This window comes from Vibrio metschnikovii CIP 69.14 (genome assembly GCF_000176155.1).
GTDB classification, from domain to species: domain Bacteria; phylum Pseudomonadota; class Gammaproteobacteria; order Enterobacterales; family Vibrionaceae; genus Vibrio; species Vibrio metschnikovii.
Genome location: NZ_ACZO01000007.1, coordinates 819,780 through 838,860 on the forward strand (window position 1 = coordinate 819,780; position 19,081 = coordinate 838,860).

The following is a 19,081-nucleotide window of genomic DNA, read 5'->3' on the forward strand; positions in this document are numbered from 1 at the left end:
GAGGGACAGCCAACGCGTGGCATTTTTATCATGCGTTGGTTTGTGTGATTACGGTGTTATGCGGTAAGTTGGTAGTAGCGTTGTCTGCCCCTTAAGCGGGCGTTAGGGCTTACAGATATAAAGGAGCATTACGTTGAAGAAAATTGGATTAGTGGGTGGGTTAAGCTGGGTATCGACTCTTGAATACTACAAACTTATTAATGTTTTTACTAATCAGAGTCTCGGCGGCCATAAAAGTGCTCACGTCCTAATTGAAAGTCTTGATGAAGGGTTATTTCTCGATAATCAAAATAATGATCCAACAGAAAAACTGTGTGAGAAAATGATTGTCGATGCTGTTGATGTGCTTGTATCGGGAGGAGCAGAGGTAGTCGCTTTATGTGCAAATGGATTGCATCGTTTCATGCCAGCTATGAAAGATAAATATGATGTCGAATTTGTAGATATAAGAGATGCTACTGCTAAGGCTATTCAAAGCTTTGGCTTGGATCGTGTTGGACTCATCGGTGTACAGAAAACTATGGAGACGGAGTTCTATAAAGGCGTTCTTAACAGTTTTAGTATTGAAGCTGTAGTACCTAAGTTGGACTCTAGAAAGTATATCCATCAGAAAATCGTATCAGAATTGGTATTAAATAAATTCAAGGATGAAACAAAGTATGGTTTTTTATCGGTTATCGACGAATTAGTTGAGCAGAATGTACAAGGTGTTATTTTAGGCTGTACTGAAATCCCTTTATTACTTAATTGTCCTAACTATCATGGTATACCGTTATTTTCGACAACAGAAATTCATTGTCGTGAAATAGTAGAAAAAGCGGTCAAATTAGCATCGCCCTAACAAGGCGTTAAAGAGGGATTCGCAACGCGTGGCATTTTCGTTATGCGTTGATTTTATTAGTTTTTAGTGCAATGCGGTGAGTTGGTAGTTGCGTTGCTCACCCCTTAACGCGGCGTTATGCTTTATTGAACCTCAGCAAAATCAATATATAAATTTTAATGGGAAAACTCAGTCTGATTTAGAAGTTTTCTTATTCTAATTTATTGATATTATGAGTTTATTGTTCTTTTTTGTGGCGATTGAAAGTTGAACGATACTTGTGCTTTTTCGGTAACTTTGCCCTGATGAATTGTGCTCGCAAAAGGTTCGATTTTTGCTGAAAGGTCTCTTTCTTTGGTGTTGATTGCTCATTGATTCCGCAGGCTATTTCGCTTCAGCATGTTTGGGAACTCATGAACATCTTACTTGCTGACAGTGTTTGGTTAGCGCAAGTTTATCGATGCTTTTTGCGCTTTTGTCCGGCTCTGCTCTGATAAATTGTGTACGCAAAAGGTTCAATTGTCGCTGAAAGGTCTCTTCCTTTGGTGTTGTTTGCCCATTGATTCCGCAGGCTAATTCGCTTCAACTTATTTGGGATCTTATTTGCACCAATGATTGCTGAAAGTAGGCAAGTTTATCATTTTGAGTTAAAGTGGCTGCAACCGATAATCATTGTAAAAGTTCAATGTAATCAATGAGTAATAAAGCATAACAAACACTTCAAGAGGGACTTCCAACGCGCAGCATTTTCATTATGCGTTGATTTCTGTGGTTTCAGTGTTGTGCGGAAACTTGGTAGTAGCGTTGTCAGCCCCTTAAGTGGGCGTTATGCTTTATTGAACCTCAGCAAAATCAATATATAAATTTTAATGGGAAAACTCAGTCTAATTTAGAAGTTTTCCTATTCTAATTTATTGATATTATGAGTTTATTGTTCTTTTTGGTGGCGCTTAAAAGTTAAACGAGACTTGTGTGTTTTTGTCGGATTTTGCTCTGATAAATTGTGTGCGCAAAAGGTTCAACTGTTGCTGAAAGGTCTCTTTCTTTGGTGTCGCTGGATCATTGATTCCGCAGGCTATTTCGCTTCAGCATGCTTGGGATCTCATGAACATCTTACTTGCTGACGGTGTTTGGTTAGCGCAAATTTATCGATGATTGTGCGCCTTTGTCCGGCTTTGCTCTGATAAATTGTGTGCGTAAAAGGTTCAATTGTCGCTGAACGGTCTCTTCCTTTGGTATTGTTGACCCCTTGATTCCACAGGCTAATTCGCTTCAACTTGTTTGGGATCTTATCGGCAACAATTATTGCTGAAAGTAGGCAAGTTTATCATTTTGAGTTAAAGTGGCTGCAACCGATAATCATTGTAAAAATTCAATGTAATCAATGAGTAATAAAGCATAACAAACACTTCAAGAGGGACTTCCAACGCGTAGCATTTTCATTATGCGTTGATTTCGGTGGTTTCAGTGTTGTGCGGAAACTTGGTAGTCGCGTTGTCAGCCCCTTAAGTGGGCGTTATGCTAATTTTTAGTAAGGATCCAATATGAATAAATATGCTGAAAAGTTACTAACTGGTGATATTGAATTAGCACTTAAATTAAGCAAGTTTACGAAGCTGTTTAAGATCTTTATGGCCTTAACTCTTGTCTTGTCATATTTTTTCTTTAAAGCTTGGCTTCTTGAGATTATGTTGATTTCCATTGTTGTTACACTAATAGTACCGCTTGGATTTTTTGACGTCTTTATTCAAAAGCTTGTTGAGTACAATACCCAAGTAATCGAGAGTCGCCAGCAATTAAACGCAACTGAAACTAATGAACATATCGCTAAGTTATATGAAAAAATTGATGAAAATCATCAGTAAGGTCATTGCAAGACAATTAGCATAACAAACGCTTCAAGAGGGACAGCCAACGCGTAGCATTTTTATCATGCGTTGGTTTTCGTGATTATAGTGTTATGCGGAAAGTGAGTAGTAGCGTTGTCTGCCCCTTAAGCGGGCGTTATGCTTTATTGAATCTCAGTAAAATCAATATATTAATTTTAATGGGAAAACTCAGTCTGATTTAGAGGCTTTCTGTTCTAATTGATTGATATTATGAGTTTATTGTTCTTTTTATGGTAACTAAAAGTTGAACGATGCTTCTGTGTTTTTGTCGGGTTTTGCTCTGATAAATTGTGTACGCAAAAGATTCAACTGTTGCTGAAAGGTCTCTTTCTTTGGCGTTGTTTGCTCCTTGATTCCGCAGGCTATTTCGCTTCAGCATGTTTGGGATCTCATTGGCATCTAGCTTGCTGACAGTGTTTGGTTAGCGCAAGTTTATCGATGTTTGTGCGCTTTTGCCTGGCTCTGCTCTGATAAATTATGCACACAAAAGGTTCATTTGTTGCTGAACGGTCTCTTCCTTTGGCGTTGTTTGCTCATTGATTCCGCAGGCTAATTCGCTTCAACCTGTTTGGGATCTTATCGGCACCAATGATTGCTGAAAGTAGGCAAGTTTATCATTTTGAGTTAAAGTATTCGTAAGCAGTAAATGTTGAAAAAAGTTCAATTTAATCAATAAGTAATAAAGCATAACAAACACTTCAAGAGGGACTTCCAACGCGCGGCATTTTCATTATGCGTTGGCTTAAGTGATTACGGTGTTATGCGGAAACTTGGTAGTAGCGTTGTCAGCCCCTTAAGTGGGCGTTATAGCTTACTGTTCATTTTGGCATAGACAGAGATGATTCGATGTTGCAGAGTATGTCATAACTTCATTTAAGAAAGGGAATTACTGTGTTTAGTCATATAATGATCGGCTCAAATAATATAGAGAAATCAAAGGCTTTTTATGATGCCATTATGGCCGTTCTTGGTTACTCGAATGGTTTTATTGATGCGAAAGGCCGCTGTTTCTATCGTAATAAAGAAAGTACTTTAGGCATTACGAAGCCAGTAAATGGTGAACCAGCTACTCATGGTAATGGCATAACGATTGGTTTTAAAGTTAGTAGTCCTGAATTAGTTGATGCATGGCATGCAGCAGGTATAGCGAATGGAGGCATTACTTGTGAGGATCCACCAGGGATCCGAATCAGTGGAGACCGAAAGCTCTATTTAGCTTATTTACGAGATCCTTCAGGTAATAAACTTTGTGCAACCCATTTTTTGTCTACAGAGAGCAAATAACCACGCTATAACAAGGCGTTCAAGAGGGATTCGCAACGCGTAGCATTTTCGTTATGCGTTGATTTTATTAGTTTTTAGTGCAATTCGGTCAGTTGGTAGTTGCGTTGCTCACCCCTTAACGCGGCGTTAAGCAAAATAGAGGAACCTCAGTGGTAAAAAAAGTATTAGGCGTTATTGAGATAGTTGCTCTCATAAGTTGTGCGTATTTTGGATATCAATGGGTCAAATTTCCAGAGGGTAATTACGAACCTGCTCTGTATCTCGGTGGCTTATCTTTTGTTGCACTAGAGGTATTTCGTCGCTACGAGGTTCATTTTATTAAGCGTGAGGGTAAGTCATTCACTCCTGGCGAACTAATTAAGCATAGCCAAAATTTAAAAAAGAAATTTGAAGCTGAAGTTCTCAAATGTCGCAGAGACAACCTTAGAAAAGACGTAATAATCCGCCATGTGAATCGACTAGATTCTTACCCTGATGTTGATCCTGACTCTAAAGGTATCTCACCTTGGTTTAGAGTTGGTTTACTGGATACCTACCATAAAGGAATCTATGTTGCTTTAAGGTTTGGTACCTTATCTGAAGGTCCTGATGGCTGGCGATATACTAACTATAAAGAAAACGAAACAGGTGACATAAGGGTCTACATGATAGGGAAAATCCCTTATGAGTTCATCGAAGATGTTGATTTTGATGGAGATGAATATTACTACTTTCCGCATATCTATTGTCATTTTGCTAACAAAGGCGAACCTTATGCAGAAATTGTATTTTGTGAAGAAGTCGATATGGGGCATGGGCATTTATATTATCGAGAAGTAGCTACCTATAAAGAAGTTAGCGAAAACAGCGCAAGGTGGGGCGGTGAATATTTTGCTTAACAAACAATTCAAGCAGACCCTCAACGCGTAGCATTTTTATTATGCGTTGAGTTTAGTGATTACGGCGTTGTGCGGGAAGTTGGTAGTTGCGTTTCGGGCTACTTAATTGGGCGTTATGTGATATTGTAAATTCGGCTACAAAAAGGAGAATTTAGTGGCTAATTCAGTGGTAATTCAACAATCAAATAATCAATTGAAAGTAAATTCGGATGCTTATGATTTAAGCCGAATTGTTGGTGTTGAAGTAAAAGTTTTGACGTTCAAAGACCATCTTTTGAGAATGCTCCTTTTGGGTGCAATTTCATCGAGTTTACTTTTTATCTTTATCCCATCAGAACATCACGAATATGGATTAGCTTTTGCGTCTTTTTTGCCATTGGTAGCGTTTTTGTTCGGTGCTTTTTTAGGTTTTGTTAGCAGTAACAAATACGAGTTTCGTTTGGAATTTAATCACTTAGATGAAACAGGGATTCAATGGTTTACGGCAGCAAAAAGTCGAAAGTCTAGTGATTATGTATTGTTCAAAGAGCAAGAAATGGAACTCAAGCGTAAAATCACATAACAAAGCGTTTAAGAGGGATTCGCAACGCGCGGCATTTTCGTTATGCATTGATTTTATTAGTTTTTAGTGCAATGCAGTAAGTTAGTCGTTGCGTTGCTCACCCCTTAACGCGGCGTTATGCTTTATTGAACCTCAGCAAAATCAATATATAAATTTTAATGGGAAAACCTAGCCTGATTTAGAGGTTTTCTATTCTAATTGATGGATATTATGAGTTTATTGTTCTTTTTGGTGGATATTGAAAGTTGAACGAGGCTTCTGTTTTTTCGGACAACTTTGCTCTGATAAATTGTGTACGCAAAAGATTCAACAGTTGCTGAAAAGTCTCTTTCTTTGGTGTTACTGGTTCATTGATTCCACTGGCTATTTCGCTTCAGCATGTTTGGGATCTCATGAACATCTTGCTTGCTGACAGTGTTTGGTTAGCGCAAGTTTATCGATGTTTGTGCGCTTTTTTCCGGCTCAGCTCTGATAAATTGTGTTCGTAAAAGGTTCGATTGTTGCTGAAAGGTCTCTTCCTTTGGTGTCGTTTGCCCCTTGATTCCGCAGGCTAATTCGCTTCAACTTGTTTGGGATCTTATCGGCAACAATACTTGCTGAAAGTAGGCAAGTTTATCATTTTGAGTTAAAGTGGCTTTAACCAATAAACGTTGAAAAAGTTCAATTTAATCAATAAGTAATAAAGCATAACAAACACTTCAAGAGGGACTTCCAACGCGCAGCATTTTCATTATGCGTTGATTTCGGTGGTTTCCGTGTTGTGCGGAAACTTGGTAGTAGCGTTGTCAGCCCCTTAAGTGGGCGTTATGCTTTATTGAATCTCAGCAAAATCAATATATAAATTTTCATGTGAAAGCTTGGTCTGGTTTTAGCGGTTTTCTATCCTAATTAATTGATAATATGAGTTTATTGTTCTTTTTTGTGGCGATTGAAAGTTGAACGATGCTTTTGTGTTTTTGTCGGCTTTTGCTCTGATAAATTGTGTGTGCAAAAGGTTCGATTGTTGCTGAAAGGTTTCTTTCTTTGGTGTTGTTGGCTCGTTGATTCCACAGGCTATTTCGCTTCAGCATGTCTGGGATCTCATTGACATCTTGCTTGCTGACAGTGTTTGGTTAGCGCAAGTTTATCGATGATTTTGTGCTTTTGTCCGGCTTTGCTCTGATAAATTGTGTCCGTAAAAGGTTCGATTGTTGCTGAACGGTCTCTTCCTTTGACGTTGTTTGCTCCTTGATTCCGCAGGCTATTTCGCTTCAACCTATTTGGGATCTTATCGGCAACAATGATTGCTGAAAGTAGGCAAGTTTATCATTTTGAGTTAAAGTATTCGTAAGCAATAAATGTTGAAAAAGTTCAATTTAATCAATAAGTAATAAAGCATAACAAACACTTCAAGAGGGACTTCCAACGCGCAGCATTTTCATTATGCGTTGATTTCGGTGGTTTCAGTGTTGTGCGGAAAGTTGGTAGTCGCGTTGTCAGCCCCTTAAGTGGGCGTTATAAGGTGGTTTAGCAAAGGAGTTTGTATGCTTAATAAGGAAAACACTGGCCTGATTGTCGTTGATATTCAAGGTAAGCTTGCCCGATTGGTATCTAATAGTAACGAGCTCGTTTCAAACTGTACAAAACTAGTTAAAGGAGCACAATTTCTTGGTTTACCAATAGTTTGGCTTGAGCAGAATCCTGATAAATTAGGTAAAACTATCGAAGAGATAAATGAGTTATTGAGTAATCAAAAGCCTATTGGCAAGTTCAGTTTTGACGCTTGTAGTGAGCCTCGTTTTATTGAGGCAATCCAAAAATCAGATAAAGCTTCTTGGTTAATATGTGGGATCGAAGCTCATATATGTGTTTATCAAACGGCACTTCATCTAAAAAATCTGGGTTACGATATACACTTGGTAAGCGATTGTGTTGCGTCACGTGATGAATTAAACAAAAAGCTAGCAATCAGAAAGTTAGCAGGTTCTGGAGTTGATATAACTGGTTTGGAAATGAGTCTTTATGAACTAGTTAAAGATTGCCGAGAGCCAGAGTTTAAAGAAATACTCAATTTAATTAAGTAGTTATCCACCTTATAACAAACACTTCAAGAGGGACTTCCAACGCGCGGCATTTTTATTATGCGTTGATTTCAGTGGTTTCGGCTTTGTGCAGAAACTTGGTAGTAGCGTTGTCAGCCCCTTAAGTGGGCGTTATATTTCTCTTAAATTCAACGTGTTACAAATTTAAAAGTTAAGTGGTAATGTGGGATCTTTGCTGGTTCATGTTTTTTGTGATGGATAGCTGTTGGTTTTATCAAGTATATCAATGAGTAACAAACATTATCGTTTAATCGTATTTGGCAGCTATTTTAATTTGGTTTGTATTAATTGCTTATTTATCTGATATTTATCCAGGGAAAAATCATGAACATGCCCATGTTTAAAGGGTTTATGGCATAGTAAGTTCACGGTTTTCTTGTTCCGATCGATAACGCTATCACACAACAAGCAATTAACCGATGATCAATTTGACGATCATTTTCAGTGTTTTCTAATACCTTCATAGACAAAATGGAGGTCAAAAACGATGAGTAACCAGCACCCATTTATGCATTTCGATGTCATCCCAGATTACCGTCAACAAGGTAAAGTCGAACACAAGTTAACGGATATCATTTTGTTAACAATCTGTGCAGTACTTTCCGGACAGGATGATTGGAAAGCCATTCATCTTTACGGCACAAGGTGGCTAGATTTCCTCAAACGCTTTGGTGATTTTAGTCATGGTGTTCCTTCTGCTATGACCATAGCTAGAGTGATGGGCATGATTAATGCGACACGCTTACAAAAGTGTTTTATCGAATGGATGAAATCGTGCTGTGAACTCACTGACGGTGAAGTGATAGCGATAGACGGTAAAACTGTTCGAGGGTCTTATGATGATTCTCGTGGGCTTGGTGCGATTCATATGGTTAATGCGTTTGCCACAGAAAATGGCGTGTGTCTGGGACAGCATAAAGTTTACGAGAAATCTAATGAGATAACCGCCATCCCTGATCTGCTTCAAGTGCTTGATATATCAGGTTGTTTAGTGACCATTGATGCGATGGGTTGCCAAAAGAAAATCGCACGAAAAATCCTTGAAAAGAACGCAGATTACTTGCTGGCAGTAAAAAGAAACCAAGGTCGTCTTGAGCAAGCTTTTAATCATTATTTCAATATGGGCATGCTGCAACAACATGACGGTGATTCTTACAGTACTCAAGAAACATCGCGAGGCCGAAAAGAAACACGATTAGCCTTAGTGAACGAAGATTTAAGTGTTTTGGGTGATCTTGAATTTGATTGGCCGGGGCTTAAAACGATGGGAATTGTGGTATCTATTCGTCAAGAATCAGCAGTGGCTCAAGAATCGGATGTAACGGTTCGATATTATATTAGTTCGAAAGCGCTCAGTGCTAAAGAATTGTTAAATGCTTCGCGCTCGCACTGGTTAGTTGAGTCGATGCATTGGATGTTGGATACAGAATTTGGTGAAGATGCTTGCCGTAAACGAGCGGAAGCACGAGCAGAGAATTTCGCAAGGATCAGACAGATGTGCTTAAACATGCTAAAAAGTGAAACGACGCTGAAAGCGAGCATTAAACACAAACGAGCGATGTGCGCGATGGATCCAGAGTATCTTTTGAAGGTTTTGGGAAGCCTTTATTTACGGGAATGTTCATGATTTTTCCGTGTAACTCAAAGTTATTTGAGCTTAAATTTCAAGACAGTAAGTTAGTTGGTGTTGATTGGACGAAAGCGACATGGCCAGTTTATCATTCAGACTTTGAGCTAAGTTTTAAGCGTTGTATTTTAAACGACTCGTCTTTCTTTGGCTTGACCTTAAATGAATTGGTTTTTGATGAGTGCAAGCTGCATGATGTTGATTTCCGTGAAGGTAACTTTGCTCGTTCAACAATGACTTATAGCGATTTTAGCCACAGTTTATTTATGAAAACAAATTTGCAAGGTGTTGATTTCAGTGAATCAACAGCATACTCAATTGACGTATTAGAAAATAACGTTAAAAAGGCAAAGTTTTCACGTTATGAAGCGTTAAGCTTACTAGAAAGTCTGGGTGTTGAACTGGTGGATTAATAGCCTAACAAAGCGTTAAAGAGGGATTCGCAACGCGTAGCATTTTCGTTATGCGTTGATTTTATTGGTTTTTAGTATAATGCGGTGAGTTGGTAGTTGAGTTGCTCACCCCTTAACGCGGCGTTAGGCTTTACACAGATTATAAGGAAGTAATGAGTATGAGCGTATCGAATATGTACGATCAAATTGCTGTAAGGTATGAAGATTTAGTTTTAGATTCACAATACATTGGTCCTGTTTGGATAGAAAAAAAGCTACATTCTTTGAAATTACCATTTCGGAAGTACTTAGATTTAGGGTGTGCGACTGGCACTATCGGGACTATTATTTCTGAGCTAATCCCAAATTCAAGTATTGTTGGAATTGATGTATCACCTGAAATGATACGTATTGCTGAGAGTCGAAATATTTACCAAAGTCTACATGTTCATAACCTTGATGAACCTTTAGGTCATCTTATTTCTAATGATATAAATGTTGTTACTGCACTCGGTTTTAGCGAATTTTTATCAAACCCTGAACAGCTCTTGAAAGAAGTTCACCAATTGTTAAGCGCAAATGGTATCTGTTTTATGTCGTTTCAGTTGCATGATCCAAGTAATGCAAAGTTGCCAAGGATGACCCATAGTGGTGAAGTCGTGCATAACGCATACACAGAAGCTGAGGTAAAAAGTATGTTTGAAAGAGCAGGCTTTAATCTCACTAAATTAGAAACACTACGCGGTTACGTTTCCAGTAAAGGGTATGAGTGCTATTACATAATGGTTGAGGCAAGCAAAGCCTAACAAACGGTTAAAGAGGGATTCGCAACGCTCGGCATTTTTGTTTTGCGTTGATTTCAGTGGTTACGGTGTTGTGCGGTGAGTTGGTCGTTGCGTTGCTCACCCCTTAACCGGGCGTTAGCATGCAGAGTAAAAATTATGATTCCGAGGTATTAAGTGGAAGAAAGCAGCAATATTTTAGGCTTTGTATCAGGTCTAGGAGCCATTGGCTCTGTTTTTGGTGCAGGTGTTGCTTGGCTTCAATACCGAAAAGCGAGAGATAGTGCTAGCGAAGCATCTAAAATCGAATTACGTCTAATGGATGTAATGAAGCAGAAAGACTTGGTAAAAGAAGTCGAGAAGATTAAGGCTCTAGTGAAAAAACTTGGTCGGTATGTGAGGCGAGGTCAGAATATTAGTCGACAGGGGCTTTCAATTGAAGATGATCTTGCTGAAGTTACAGATTTTAGAAATGACTTCAAAGCGACATATAAGCACTCTGAAACATTTAAGAAAGAACTTGATGAAATATTTAATCTTCTAATAACTATTGATTTTAACAAAGCAGAAGAAAACGAAAGAATTGATGCAATTAGTAGCTTAATTGAAAACCTAAACACCATAGCAGTAGCAATTGATCATGAGGCCAATAAAAATGACTAACGATTTACAATTACTAGCTCTTTATGAAAATAGAAAATTGATAATTACTTTAAATTATCGTATTCACGGTGATGTTTGTGGGTTCAGTCCATCATATGTTTATGCAGTAGCAAATGATCTTTATCCCATTTTTCAGGCAGTGCATATACCAGAAGAAAATTTGATTGATCCTTATTACGATTGTTATCGAATATCAGAAAATGACATTAGTGAAGTGCTTAATTACATAGATGCAGAATGGCTAGAAAATCGTCTTTATAGTTTCTACGATCTCGAAACTCATTTTGGAGGTAGATGTCATAGAGGAAAGTTGATTACTATTTTACGGTATGCGTACTTAGATGAGCGTTTTGATGAAATCCTTTGGGCAAAAATGATGGAGTGGGCACCTTCAGAAGCTAAGTCTATTGTACGAGATTTAGCCGAGTGGGAAATTTAAGCATGCTAACAAACGCTTCAAGAGGGACTTCCAACGCGCAGCATTTTTATTATGCGTTGATTTCAGTGGTTTCAGTGTTATGCGGAAACTTGGTAGTAGCGTTGTCAGCCCCTTAAGCGGGCGTTATGTGCTTAAAGTATAAAGGTAAATATGGCAGTTTTAGAAATTCTTACAGCACCAGATCCAAGGCTTAAGATTACAGCAGAGAAAGTTCAGGATATTGAATCGGTTCAGAAATTAATCGATGATATGTTGGAAACCCTATATTCAACTGATAATGGTATAGGTCTAGCTTCAGTTCAAGTGGGTCGTAAAGAAGCGGTTGTTATTATCGATCTTTCAGATAATCGAGATCAGCCATTGATATTGATTAACCCTGAAGTAGTGAGTGGTAGCAACAAAGCTTTAGGTCAAGAGGGGTGTCTTTCAGTTCCAGATTATTATGCAGAGGTGGAGCGTTATACATCAGTTGTGGTATCGGCGTTAGATCGAACAGGTCAGCGAATCACGATCGAAAGTGATGATTTTCTGGCTATCGTTATGCAGCATGAGATTGATCATCTTTCTGGTAATTTATTCATTGATTATATTTCACCGTTAAAGCGTCAAATGGCGATGAAAAAGGTGAAAAAGTATGTCAAATCGCACTCTCAACCACGCACATAACAAACGGTTAAAGAGGGATTCGCAACGCTCGGCATTTTTATTATGCGTTGATTTCAGTGGTTATGGTGTTGTGCGGTGATTTGGTAGTTGCGTTGCTCACCCCTTAACCGGGCGTTATGCTTTATTGAACCTCAGCAAAATCAATATATAAATTTTAATGGGAAAACCTAGCCTGATTTAGAGGTTTTCTATTCTAATTGATTGATATTATGAGTTTATTGTTCTTTTTGGTGGATATTGAAAGTTGAACGATGCTTCTGTTTTTTCGGACAACTTTGCTCTGATAAATTGTGTACGCAAAAGATTCAATAGTTGCTGAAAAGTCTCTTTCTTTGGTGTTACTGGTTCATTGATTCCACTGGCTATTTCGCTTCAGCATGTTTGGGATCTCATGAACATCTTGCTTGCTGACAGTGTTTGGTTAGCGCAAGTTTATCGATGTTTGTGCGCTTTTTTCCGGCTCTGCTCTGATAAATTGTGCACACAAAAGGTTCATTTGTCGCTGAACGGTCTCTTCCTTTGGTGTTGTTTGCCCATTGATTCCGCAGGCTAATTCGCTTCAACTTATTTGGGATCTTATTTGCACCAATGATTGCTGAAAGTAGGCAAGTTTATCATTTTGAGTTAAAGTGTTCGTAAGCAATAAATGTTGAAAAAGTTCAATTTAATCAATAAGTAATAAATCATAACAAACACTTCAAGAGGGACTTCCAACGCGCGGCATTTTCATTATGCGTTGATTTCGGTGGTTTCAGTGTTGTGCGGAAACTTGGTAGTCGCGTTGTCAGCCCCTTAAGTGGGCGTTATATTTCTCTTAAATTCAACGTGTTCAAGTTTAAAAGTTAAGTGGTAATGTGAAAGCTTTGCTGGTTGATGATTTTTTGACAGGTGGCTGTTGGTTTTGTCAATTATATCAATGACTAACGAACATTATTGTTTTGGCGCATTTAGCTGCTATTTTGATTTGGTTTACATTAATGGTTTGTTTCTCTGAGATTTATCATCAGAATCAATGGGCAGGCTTGAGCCAATTTAAAAATTAACTGTTTGTTTTTGTGCCAAAAGTTAGCTCAACTTACGTTAAATAACTGATGTTATTTGCTATTTTTAAAGGTTGCTTGGTGTTTCAGTAGCTGTATGGAACTGAAATATAACAAACAATTCAAGCAGACCCTCAACGCGTGGCATTTTTGTTGTGCGTTGAGTTTGGTGATTACGGCGTTGTGCGGGAAGTTGGTAGTCGCGTTTCGGGCTACTTAATTGGGCGTTATGCTTTATTGAGCCTCAGCAAAATCAATATATAAATTTTAATGGGAAAACTTAGTCTGATTTAGACGTTTTTGTATTCTAATTTATTGATATTATGAGTTTATTTTTCTTTTTGGTGGCGATTGAAAGTTGAACGATACTTGTGCTTTTTCGGCAACTTTGCCCTGATAAATTGTGTACGCAAAAGGTTCGATTGTCGCTGAAAGGTCTCTTTCTTTGGTGTTGCTTGTTCATTGATTCCACAGGCTATTTCGCTTCAGTATGTTTGGGATCTCATGAACATCTTACTTGCTGAAAGTGTTTGGTTAGCGCAAGTTTATCGATGTTTGTGCGCTTTTGTCCGGCTCTGCTCTGATAAATTGTGTACGCAAAAGATTCAACTGTTGCTGAAAGGTCTCTTCCTTTGATGTTGTTTGCTCCTTGATTCCTCAGGCTAATTCGCTTCAACTTGTTTGGGATCTTGTCGGCATCAATACTTGCTGAAAGTAGGCAAGTTTATCATTTTGAGTTAAAGTGGCTTTAACCAATAAATGTTGAAAAAGTTCAATTTAATCAATAAGTAATAAAGCATAACAAACGCTTCAAGAGGGACTTCCAACGCGCGGCATTTTTATTGTGCGTTGATTTTGGTGGTTACGGTGTTATGCGGAAACTTGGTAGTAGCGTTGTCAGCCCCTTAAGCGGGCGTTATGCTTTATTGAACCTCAGCAAAATCAATATATAAATTTTAATGGGAAAACTCAGTCTGATTTAGAAATTTTCCTCCTCTAATTTATTGATATTATGAGTTTATTGTTCTTTTTTTTGGCGATTGAAAGTTGAACGATGCTTTTGTGTTTTTGTCGGCTTTTGCTCTGATAAATTGTGTACGTAAAAGGTTCGATTATCGCTGAAAAGTCTCTTTCTTTGGTGTTACTGGTTCATTGATTCCAATGGCTATTTCGCTTCAGCATGTTTGGGATCGCATGAATATCTAACTTGCTGAAAGTGTTTGGTTAGCGCAAGTTTATCGATGATTGTGCGCTTTTGTCCGGCTCTGCTCTGATAAATTGTGTGCGTAAAAGGTTCAATTGTCGCTGAACGGTCTCTTTCTTTGGTGTTGTTTGCCCATTGATTCCGCAAGCTAATTCGCTTCAACTTGTTTGGGATCTTATCGGCAACAATACTTGCTGAAAGTAGGCAAGTTTATCATTTTGAGTTAAAGTGGCTTTAACCAATAAATGTTGAAAAAGTTCAATTTAATCAATAAGTAATAAAGCATAACAAACGCTTCAAGAGGGACTTCCAACGCGCGGCATTTTTATTATGCGTTGGTTTTTGTGGTTACGGTGTTATGCGGAAACTTGGTAGTAGCGTTGTCAGCCCCTTAAGCGCAGGGAAAAATCATGAACATGCCCATGTTTAAAGGGTTTGCAGCATTCTGATAAAGAATTCGAAAGTGAAAAATCCGGATAGATTGAATAGTTTGAATCGAGTTGATTTTCATGGTTTATTAAAATCAATGAGTTACAATTTTTGGCTATTTATCTAATAGGCTCGTTGTAAAGTTTTTGACCAGCTTTGAGCCCTTATGTAGCAAGGATATTCATGATTTTTCCCTGCCCTTAAGCGGGCGTTAGCAAACTATCGTTACCACAGTTTGTACAAATGAGTTAATCAAATTCAGAAAAAGTAGGTAGCAAAGGGATTATGTTATTTTTTAAGGAGAAAAATTCATGGCATTTATATTTATATGCTCGATTTGTAAGAAAGAGACTTCAGAGAAGGTGGAAGCCTGTCCTAACTGTGGAGCAAATATATGGGAGGCTGGGACGATAAAAACTACGTTTAATAATGAGAAAGTCAAAAATCGTAAAGGCGGCTGGATTATAGCCATTATGATAATTTTATGCATCATATGGTTGCTTCCCATCAATGACTCCTCCCCAGATCGAATAAAAAATACGTCAAAAGATTCACATTCTTCAGTTGAGGCCGCTCATATTTGTCAGCAATTCGTACGTGAACGACTGCTCTCCCCAAGAACTGCTAATTTTCCTTCTCTTGTGGCTACTAGTCGTCATACAACTGACCTAGAGGGTGGAAGATATCGAATAAGTTCGTATGTCGATGCTCAGAATGCCTTTGGTGCAGAGGTCCGCACTCAGTTCATTTGTACCGTTAAATATGAGGGTGAATGGAATTGGCGACTTGAAAACCTGGATATGTGAATGCTGCTAGTAATATGGCTGCACTGTTTAGAAAAACTCAGAAATTTAATCGATGCACCTCATATTTTGCTAACAAACAATTCAAGCAGACCCTCAACGCGTGGCACTTTTGGTTTGCGTTGAGTTTAGTGATTACGGTGTTGTGCGGGAAGTTGGTAGTTGCGTTTCGGGCTACTTAATTGGGCGTTATGTTTTATTGAGCCTCAGCAAGATCAATTCACAAGTTTTAATGGAAAAATCTGGTCTGATTTAAGAGGCTATCTGTTCTAATTTGTTGATATTATGAGTTTATTGTTCTTTTTGGTGGCGATTGAAAGTTGAACGAGGCTTCTGTTTTTTTCGGCCAACTCTGCTCTGATAAATTGTGTACGCAAAAAATTAAACTGTCACTGAAAGGTCTTTTTCTTTGGTGTTGTTTGCTCATTGATTCCACAGGCTATTTCGCCTCAGCATGTTTGGGATCTCATGGACACATCGTTTGCTGACAGTGTTTTGTTAGCGCAAGTTTATCGATGATTTTGTGCTTTTTTCCGGCTCCGCCCTGATAAATTTTGTTCGTAAAAGATTCAATTGTCGCTAAAAGGTCTCTTCCTTTGGTGTTATTGACCCCTTGATTCCGTAGGCTAATTCGCTTTAACTTGTTTGGGATCTTATCGACAACAATGATTGCTGAAAGTAGGCAAGTTTATCATTTTGAGTTAAAGTTTCTTGAACCAATAAATGTTGGAAAAGTTCAATTTAATCAATAAGTAATAAAACATAACAAACACTTCAAGAGGGACTTCCAACGCACAGCATTTTCATTATGCGTTGATTTCGGTGGTTTCAGTGTTGTGCGGAAAGTTGGTAGTCGCGTTGTCAGCCCCTTAAGTGGGCGTTAACTGGCAATGAAATTACCCATCTTTTTTCGTTGAATTTTAAGTTATTGATTTATATTAATAATAAATCGAGTGAAAAATAAAAGGTTATTTTGAGAAATTTGATGTAATTACTATTATTAACAATAGGTTACTGCTAAAGTTTCATAGTTCACTGCCGCACAGGCAGCTTAGAAAGAGAACGTATTGAATAAAACGTCTTACACATTGTTCACTGCCGCACAGGCAGCTTAGAAATCACGGCGTCCCATACATGAGCCGGAGAATGTGTTCACTGCCGCACAGGCAGCTTAGAAATAACCCGTTAAACTTTTTTGCAATGTTCGCCCGTTCACTGCCGCACAGGCAGCTTAGAAAAGCGTGCATTTGCCGCATCAAGCTCCTGCTCTGTTCACTGCCGCACAGGCAGCTTAGAAATTGGTCAGTTGCATCGTTTGTATGCCGATCATGTTCACTGCCGCACAGGCAGCTTAAGAAATTGGTAATTTTGGCATTTGGGATCGGCCAGTTAACAAAGCGTTAAAGAGGGATTCGCAACGCGTAGCATTTTCGTTATGCATTGATTTTATTAGTTTTTAGTGTAATGCAGTTAGTTGGTAGTCGCGTTGCTCACCCCTTAACGCGGCGTTAAGCAGCAGCTTGTAAACAATAACTTGTATACAAGCTACTGAGAGTACATATCAAGCAACTTGGATGTTACACCACTCGGCAATTTCATCCGCTAATGAATCTATCTTTACATGCGAGCCAACGTGAAAGTTATGTGGTTTTAAGAGCCAGATAAACTTGTCTAATTCGTTCTCGATTTCAATCTGTGCATCTCTTTTCAATGAGTCGTCAGGCAGCATTAAGAACACGGCATTCGCTTTGGTTTTTAGGTGATTAGATGCGATATCTATGTCTCTATATCCATCAAACAAATTGCACTTTACTCGTTGGACATCTGAATAGGCAGTAGATACAAGAGTAGCTACACCATTTGTTTTCTTATAAGGCAAAAACAGATTATGTATTACGTTTCCTTCACTAACCGTTTGATAAGGGTTCTCTGGCACGTGGAGTGAATATGCTACATCCAAATTCGCTTTAAGTTTTTCTTTTAAGCTATTGTAAACATGATCTCTTGAAGTAGACGAAAATCTATTGGTGGCTGCTTTTCGTACTTTTTTACCCAGTGGAATAGTGTTCTTATACAAATTATTCAGTACTTCGGCAACGTCTCTCCCTTGAGCAAAACCAATTCGTTTTAACGTTATTTGTGGTGTCAGGTTCTGTGTGTCGTTTAGCTCTTTTTTAAAGACTAATTCTCGTGCAATGTTGCATGCTAGCTCGAGCTGAAATTGCATTTCTTTGCCGTAAAAACAATTAATACGCTCGTAGTAGTCAAGCATTTGTAAGCTGAACTCACCAGATTGCTCTTTGAAGCCTACACCAATGTTCAGTGTCTCACCCGTTGATATATCGGGAGTCCACTGAAACTGATACCAGTTACCTGAAACATTTGTAACTCGGGTGGTGGAGTTTAAAATATCGTTTAACGTATCCATCATTTATGCCAACATTCTCAAGCTTTCGCAAACGCGTTCATTACCTAAAGTCGCCCTTGTTTCAATAAATGTTTCGAGGGCAGCGCGTCTTTCAGGATCTTTACTAAGTAAAACGTCCCACCAATAACATAACTCCTGCTTTGTAGCATAGTAGACATCTTCATGAGCATTAGTTGCATGAGCAACCATTGACTTTACAGGTAGAGGAGTACAGTTTAAAGCGTAGAGGTTGTTCGTTAAAACATTCTTTGCCACGTGGTTCGGGTCCAATTGGTCAGCTTGCCAGTTCAAATTAATAGGCAAGTTGCTGTGGTCAAAAAGATAAATTCGGTTTTTCCCCGCAACCATAATGTTACCTAAGTGTCGGTCTTCGTTTGCTACCCAATCATCAAATGCAATTGCGTCAGAAACTTTATCCCAGCCAGCAACCAAATTCATTAAGGTTTTACATGATTTAATATCGTCGACTTCGTAAAAGCTACCAGGGGTCGCACCATCAAGGCTACTAACAACGAATGCCCAGTTTTCATACTGGTTTGTATCGTCATCAAATTGTTGTGGAGTCGTACTAATCAATCCTGCATGTTGAGGAACGGGCAATCCACAGTGTTTGGCAATAATATACCCAGTGATTTCGTTTACTAGAGCTAGCGTACGTGTTTTGCTAAAGCGTTTGATAAACGCTTTAGAACTTTTCCCATCGTTCCACTTTATGCCACAAGAATAGGTTTGAGCCATCAAACCAGACGTTTGCTGCGCATAAACTGCCGATAGCTGTTCGGATGAAAGCACTTCAATGCATGTATTCATTATGTTGTATGGACTTGAGTTTCATATTGCATGTAGTCTAAGCCAATAGTGTATATGGTCAACAAGAGAAATTTGTTTACGTTAGTCAGCGCACGTAAATAGAATGCTGCTTAACAAAGCATTTAAGAGGGACAGCCAACGCGTGGCATTTTTATTATGCGTTGGTTTTGGTGGTTACGGTGTTATGCGGTAAGTTGGTAGTAGCGTTGGCTGCCCCTTAATGCGGCGTTATGCTTTATTGAACCTCAGCAAAATCAATATATAAATTTTAATGGGAAAACCTA

Annotated in this window: 14 protein-coding genes, 1 pseudogene and 1 CRISPR repeat array; of the genes and pseudogenes, 13 read left to right on the forward strand and 2 right to left on the reverse strand. The window is 38.6% G+C overall.

Translation table 11 applies throughout. The features are described 5' to 3' along the window. Positions 1-133 precede the first annotated feature (133 nt). The 13 genes and pseudogenes from VIB_RS15200 to VIB_RS15265 all read left to right on the forward strand — a co-directional run bounded on the left by VIB_RS15200 (position 134) and on the right by VIB_RS15265 (position 15,562). Positions 134-841 (forward strand): aspartate/glutamate racemase family protein, encoded by a 708-nt coding sequence (locus tag VIB_RS15200; RefSeq protein WP_004397198.1) that lies wholly within the window; start codon positions 134-136, stop codon positions 839-841. Positions 842-2,364: 1,523 nt separating this feature from the next. Beyond that, the gene (locus VIB_RS15205) at positions 2,365-2,685 is read left to right on the forward strand and encodes a hypothetical protein (protein WP_004397201.1); all 321 of its coding nucleotides are present in this window, start codon (positions 2,365-2,367) and stop codon (positions 2,683-2,685) included. Between the two features lie 915 nt (positions 2,686-3,600). Further along, a complete protein-coding gene (locus VIB_RS15210; protein ID WP_040905355.1) occupies positions 3,601-3,993 on the forward strand; it encodes a VOC family protein in 393 nt (130 codons plus the stop codon). Between the two features lie 149 nt (positions 3,994-4,142). Then, on the forward strand, positions 4,143-4,871 hold the full coding sequence (locus VIB_RS15215) for a hypothetical protein (RefSeq protein ID WP_004397203.1): 729 nt from the start codon (positions 4,143-4,145) through the stop codon (positions 4,869-4,871). 154 nt (positions 4,872-5,025) lie between these two features. Then, positions 5,026-5,433 (forward strand): hypothetical protein, encoded by a 408-nt coding sequence (locus VIB_RS15220; RefSeq protein WP_172465335.1) that lies wholly within the window; start codon positions 5,026-5,028, stop codon positions 5,431-5,433. A gap of 1,523 nt (positions 5,434-6,956) precedes the next feature. After that, positions 6,957-7,496 carry a hydrolase gene (locus tag VIB_RS15230; RefSeq protein WP_040905359.1) on the forward strand — a complete coding sequence of 180 codons (540 nt, stop codon included), beginning with the start codon at positions 6,957-6,959 and terminating at the stop codon, positions 7,494-7,496. Positions 7,497-8,001: 505 nt separating this feature from the next. After that, positions 8,002-9,141, forward strand: a complete 1,140-nt coding sequence (locus tag VIB_RS15235) for an ISAs1 family transposase (RefSeq protein ID WP_004396577.1) — start codon at positions 8,002-8,004, stop codon at positions 9,139-9,141. Positions 9,142-9,152: 11 nt separating this feature from the next. Then, a pseudogene (locus VIB_RS15240) lies at positions 9,153-9,554 on the forward strand (pentapeptide repeat-containing protein); the annotation flags it as partial. Between the two features lie 158 nt (positions 9,555-9,712). Beyond that, on the forward strand, positions 9,713-10,339 hold the full coding sequence (locus VIB_RS15245) for a class I SAM-dependent DNA methyltransferase (RefSeq protein WP_004397171.1): 627 nt from the start codon (positions 9,713-9,715) through the stop codon (positions 10,337-10,339). 153 nt (positions 10,340-10,492) lie between these two features. Next, the gene (locus tag VIB_RS15250) at positions 10,493-10,978 is read left to right on the forward strand and encodes a hypothetical protein (protein ID WP_004397210.1); all 486 of its coding nucleotides are present in this window, start codon (positions 10,493-10,495) and stop codon (positions 10,976-10,978) included. After that, the gene (locus VIB_RS15255) at positions 10,971-11,417 is read left to right on the forward strand and encodes a hypothetical protein (RefSeq protein ID WP_040905362.1); all 447 of its coding nucleotides are present in this window, start codon (positions 10,971-10,973) and stop codon (positions 11,415-11,417) included. Before VIB_RS15250 ends, VIB_RS15255 begins: the two co-directional genes overlap by 8 nt. Before the next feature lie 150 nt (positions 11,418-11,567). Beyond that, positions 11,568-12,083 carry a peptide deformylase gene (gene def, locus VIB_RS15260; RefSeq protein ID WP_004397216.1) on the forward strand — a complete coding sequence of 172 codons (516 nt, stop codon included), beginning with the start codon at positions 11,568-11,570 and terminating at the stop codon, positions 12,081-12,083. A gap of 2,984 nt (positions 12,084-15,067) precedes the next feature. Then, positions 15,068-15,562: a hypothetical protein gene (locus VIB_RS15265; RefSeq protein ID WP_040905364.1), complete on the forward strand. Its 495-nt coding sequence runs from the start codon at positions 15,068-15,070 to the stop codon at positions 15,560-15,562. Positions 15,563-16,589: 1,027 nt separating this feature from the next. After that, positions 16,590-16,917: direct repeats of the CRISPR family, unit length 28 nt; unit sequence GTTCACTGCCGCACAGGCAGCTTAGAAA. A gap of 203 nt (positions 16,918-17,120) precedes the next feature. On the opposite strand, the gene VIB_RS15270 is transcribed toward VIB_RS15265, so the two are convergent. Beyond that, positions 17,121-17,990 carry a hypothetical protein gene (locus VIB_RS15270; RefSeq protein ID WP_040905367.1) on the reverse strand — a complete coding sequence of 290 codons (870 nt, stop codon included), beginning with the start codon at positions 17,988-17,990 and terminating at the stop codon, positions 17,121-17,123. Next, positions 17,991-18,797: a HipA family kinase gene (locus VIB_RS15275; protein ID WP_004397228.1), complete on the reverse strand. Its 807-nt coding sequence runs from the start codon at positions 18,795-18,797 to the stop codon at positions 17,991-17,993. Between the last annotated feature and the right edge of the window lie 284 nt (positions 18,798-19,081).

Excerpts from the sequence above, each read along its gene's own strand:
- VIB_RS15205 (WP_004397201.1), top strand. The coding sequence starts at position 2,365 with ATGAATAAATATGCTGAAAAGTTACTAACTGGTGATATTGAATTAGCA.
- VIB_RS15230 (WP_040905359.1), top strand. The coding sequence starts at position 6,957 with ATGCTTAATAAGGAAAACACTGGCCTGATTGTCGTTGATATTCAAGGT.
- VIB_RS15235 (WP_004396577.1), top strand. The coding sequence starts at position 8,002 with ATGAGTAACCAGCACCCATTTATGCATTTCGATGTCATCCCAGATTAC.
- VIB_RS15245 (WP_004397171.1), top strand. The coding sequence starts at position 9,713 with ATGAGCGTATCGAATATGTACGATCAAATTGCTGTAAGGTATGAAGAT.
- VIB_RS15255 (WP_040905362.1), top strand. The coding sequence starts at position 10,971 with ATGACTAACGATTTACAATTACTAGCTCTTTATGAAAATAGAAAATTG.
- def (WP_004397216.1), top strand. The coding sequence starts at position 11,568 with ATGGCAGTTTTAGAAATTCTTACAGCACCAGATCCAAGGCTTAAGATT.
- VIB_RS15265 (WP_040905364.1), top strand. The coding sequence starts at position 15,068 with ATGGCATTTATATTTATATGCTCGATTTGTAAGAAAGAGACTTCAGAG.
- VIB_RS15270 (WP_040905367.1), bottom strand. The coding sequence starts at position 17,990 with ATGATGGATACGTTAAACGATATTTTAAACTCCACCACCCGAGTTACA.
- VIB_RS15275 (WP_004397228.1), bottom strand. The coding sequence starts at position 18,797 with ATGAATACATGCATTGAAGTGCTTTCATCCGAACAGCTATCGGCAGTT.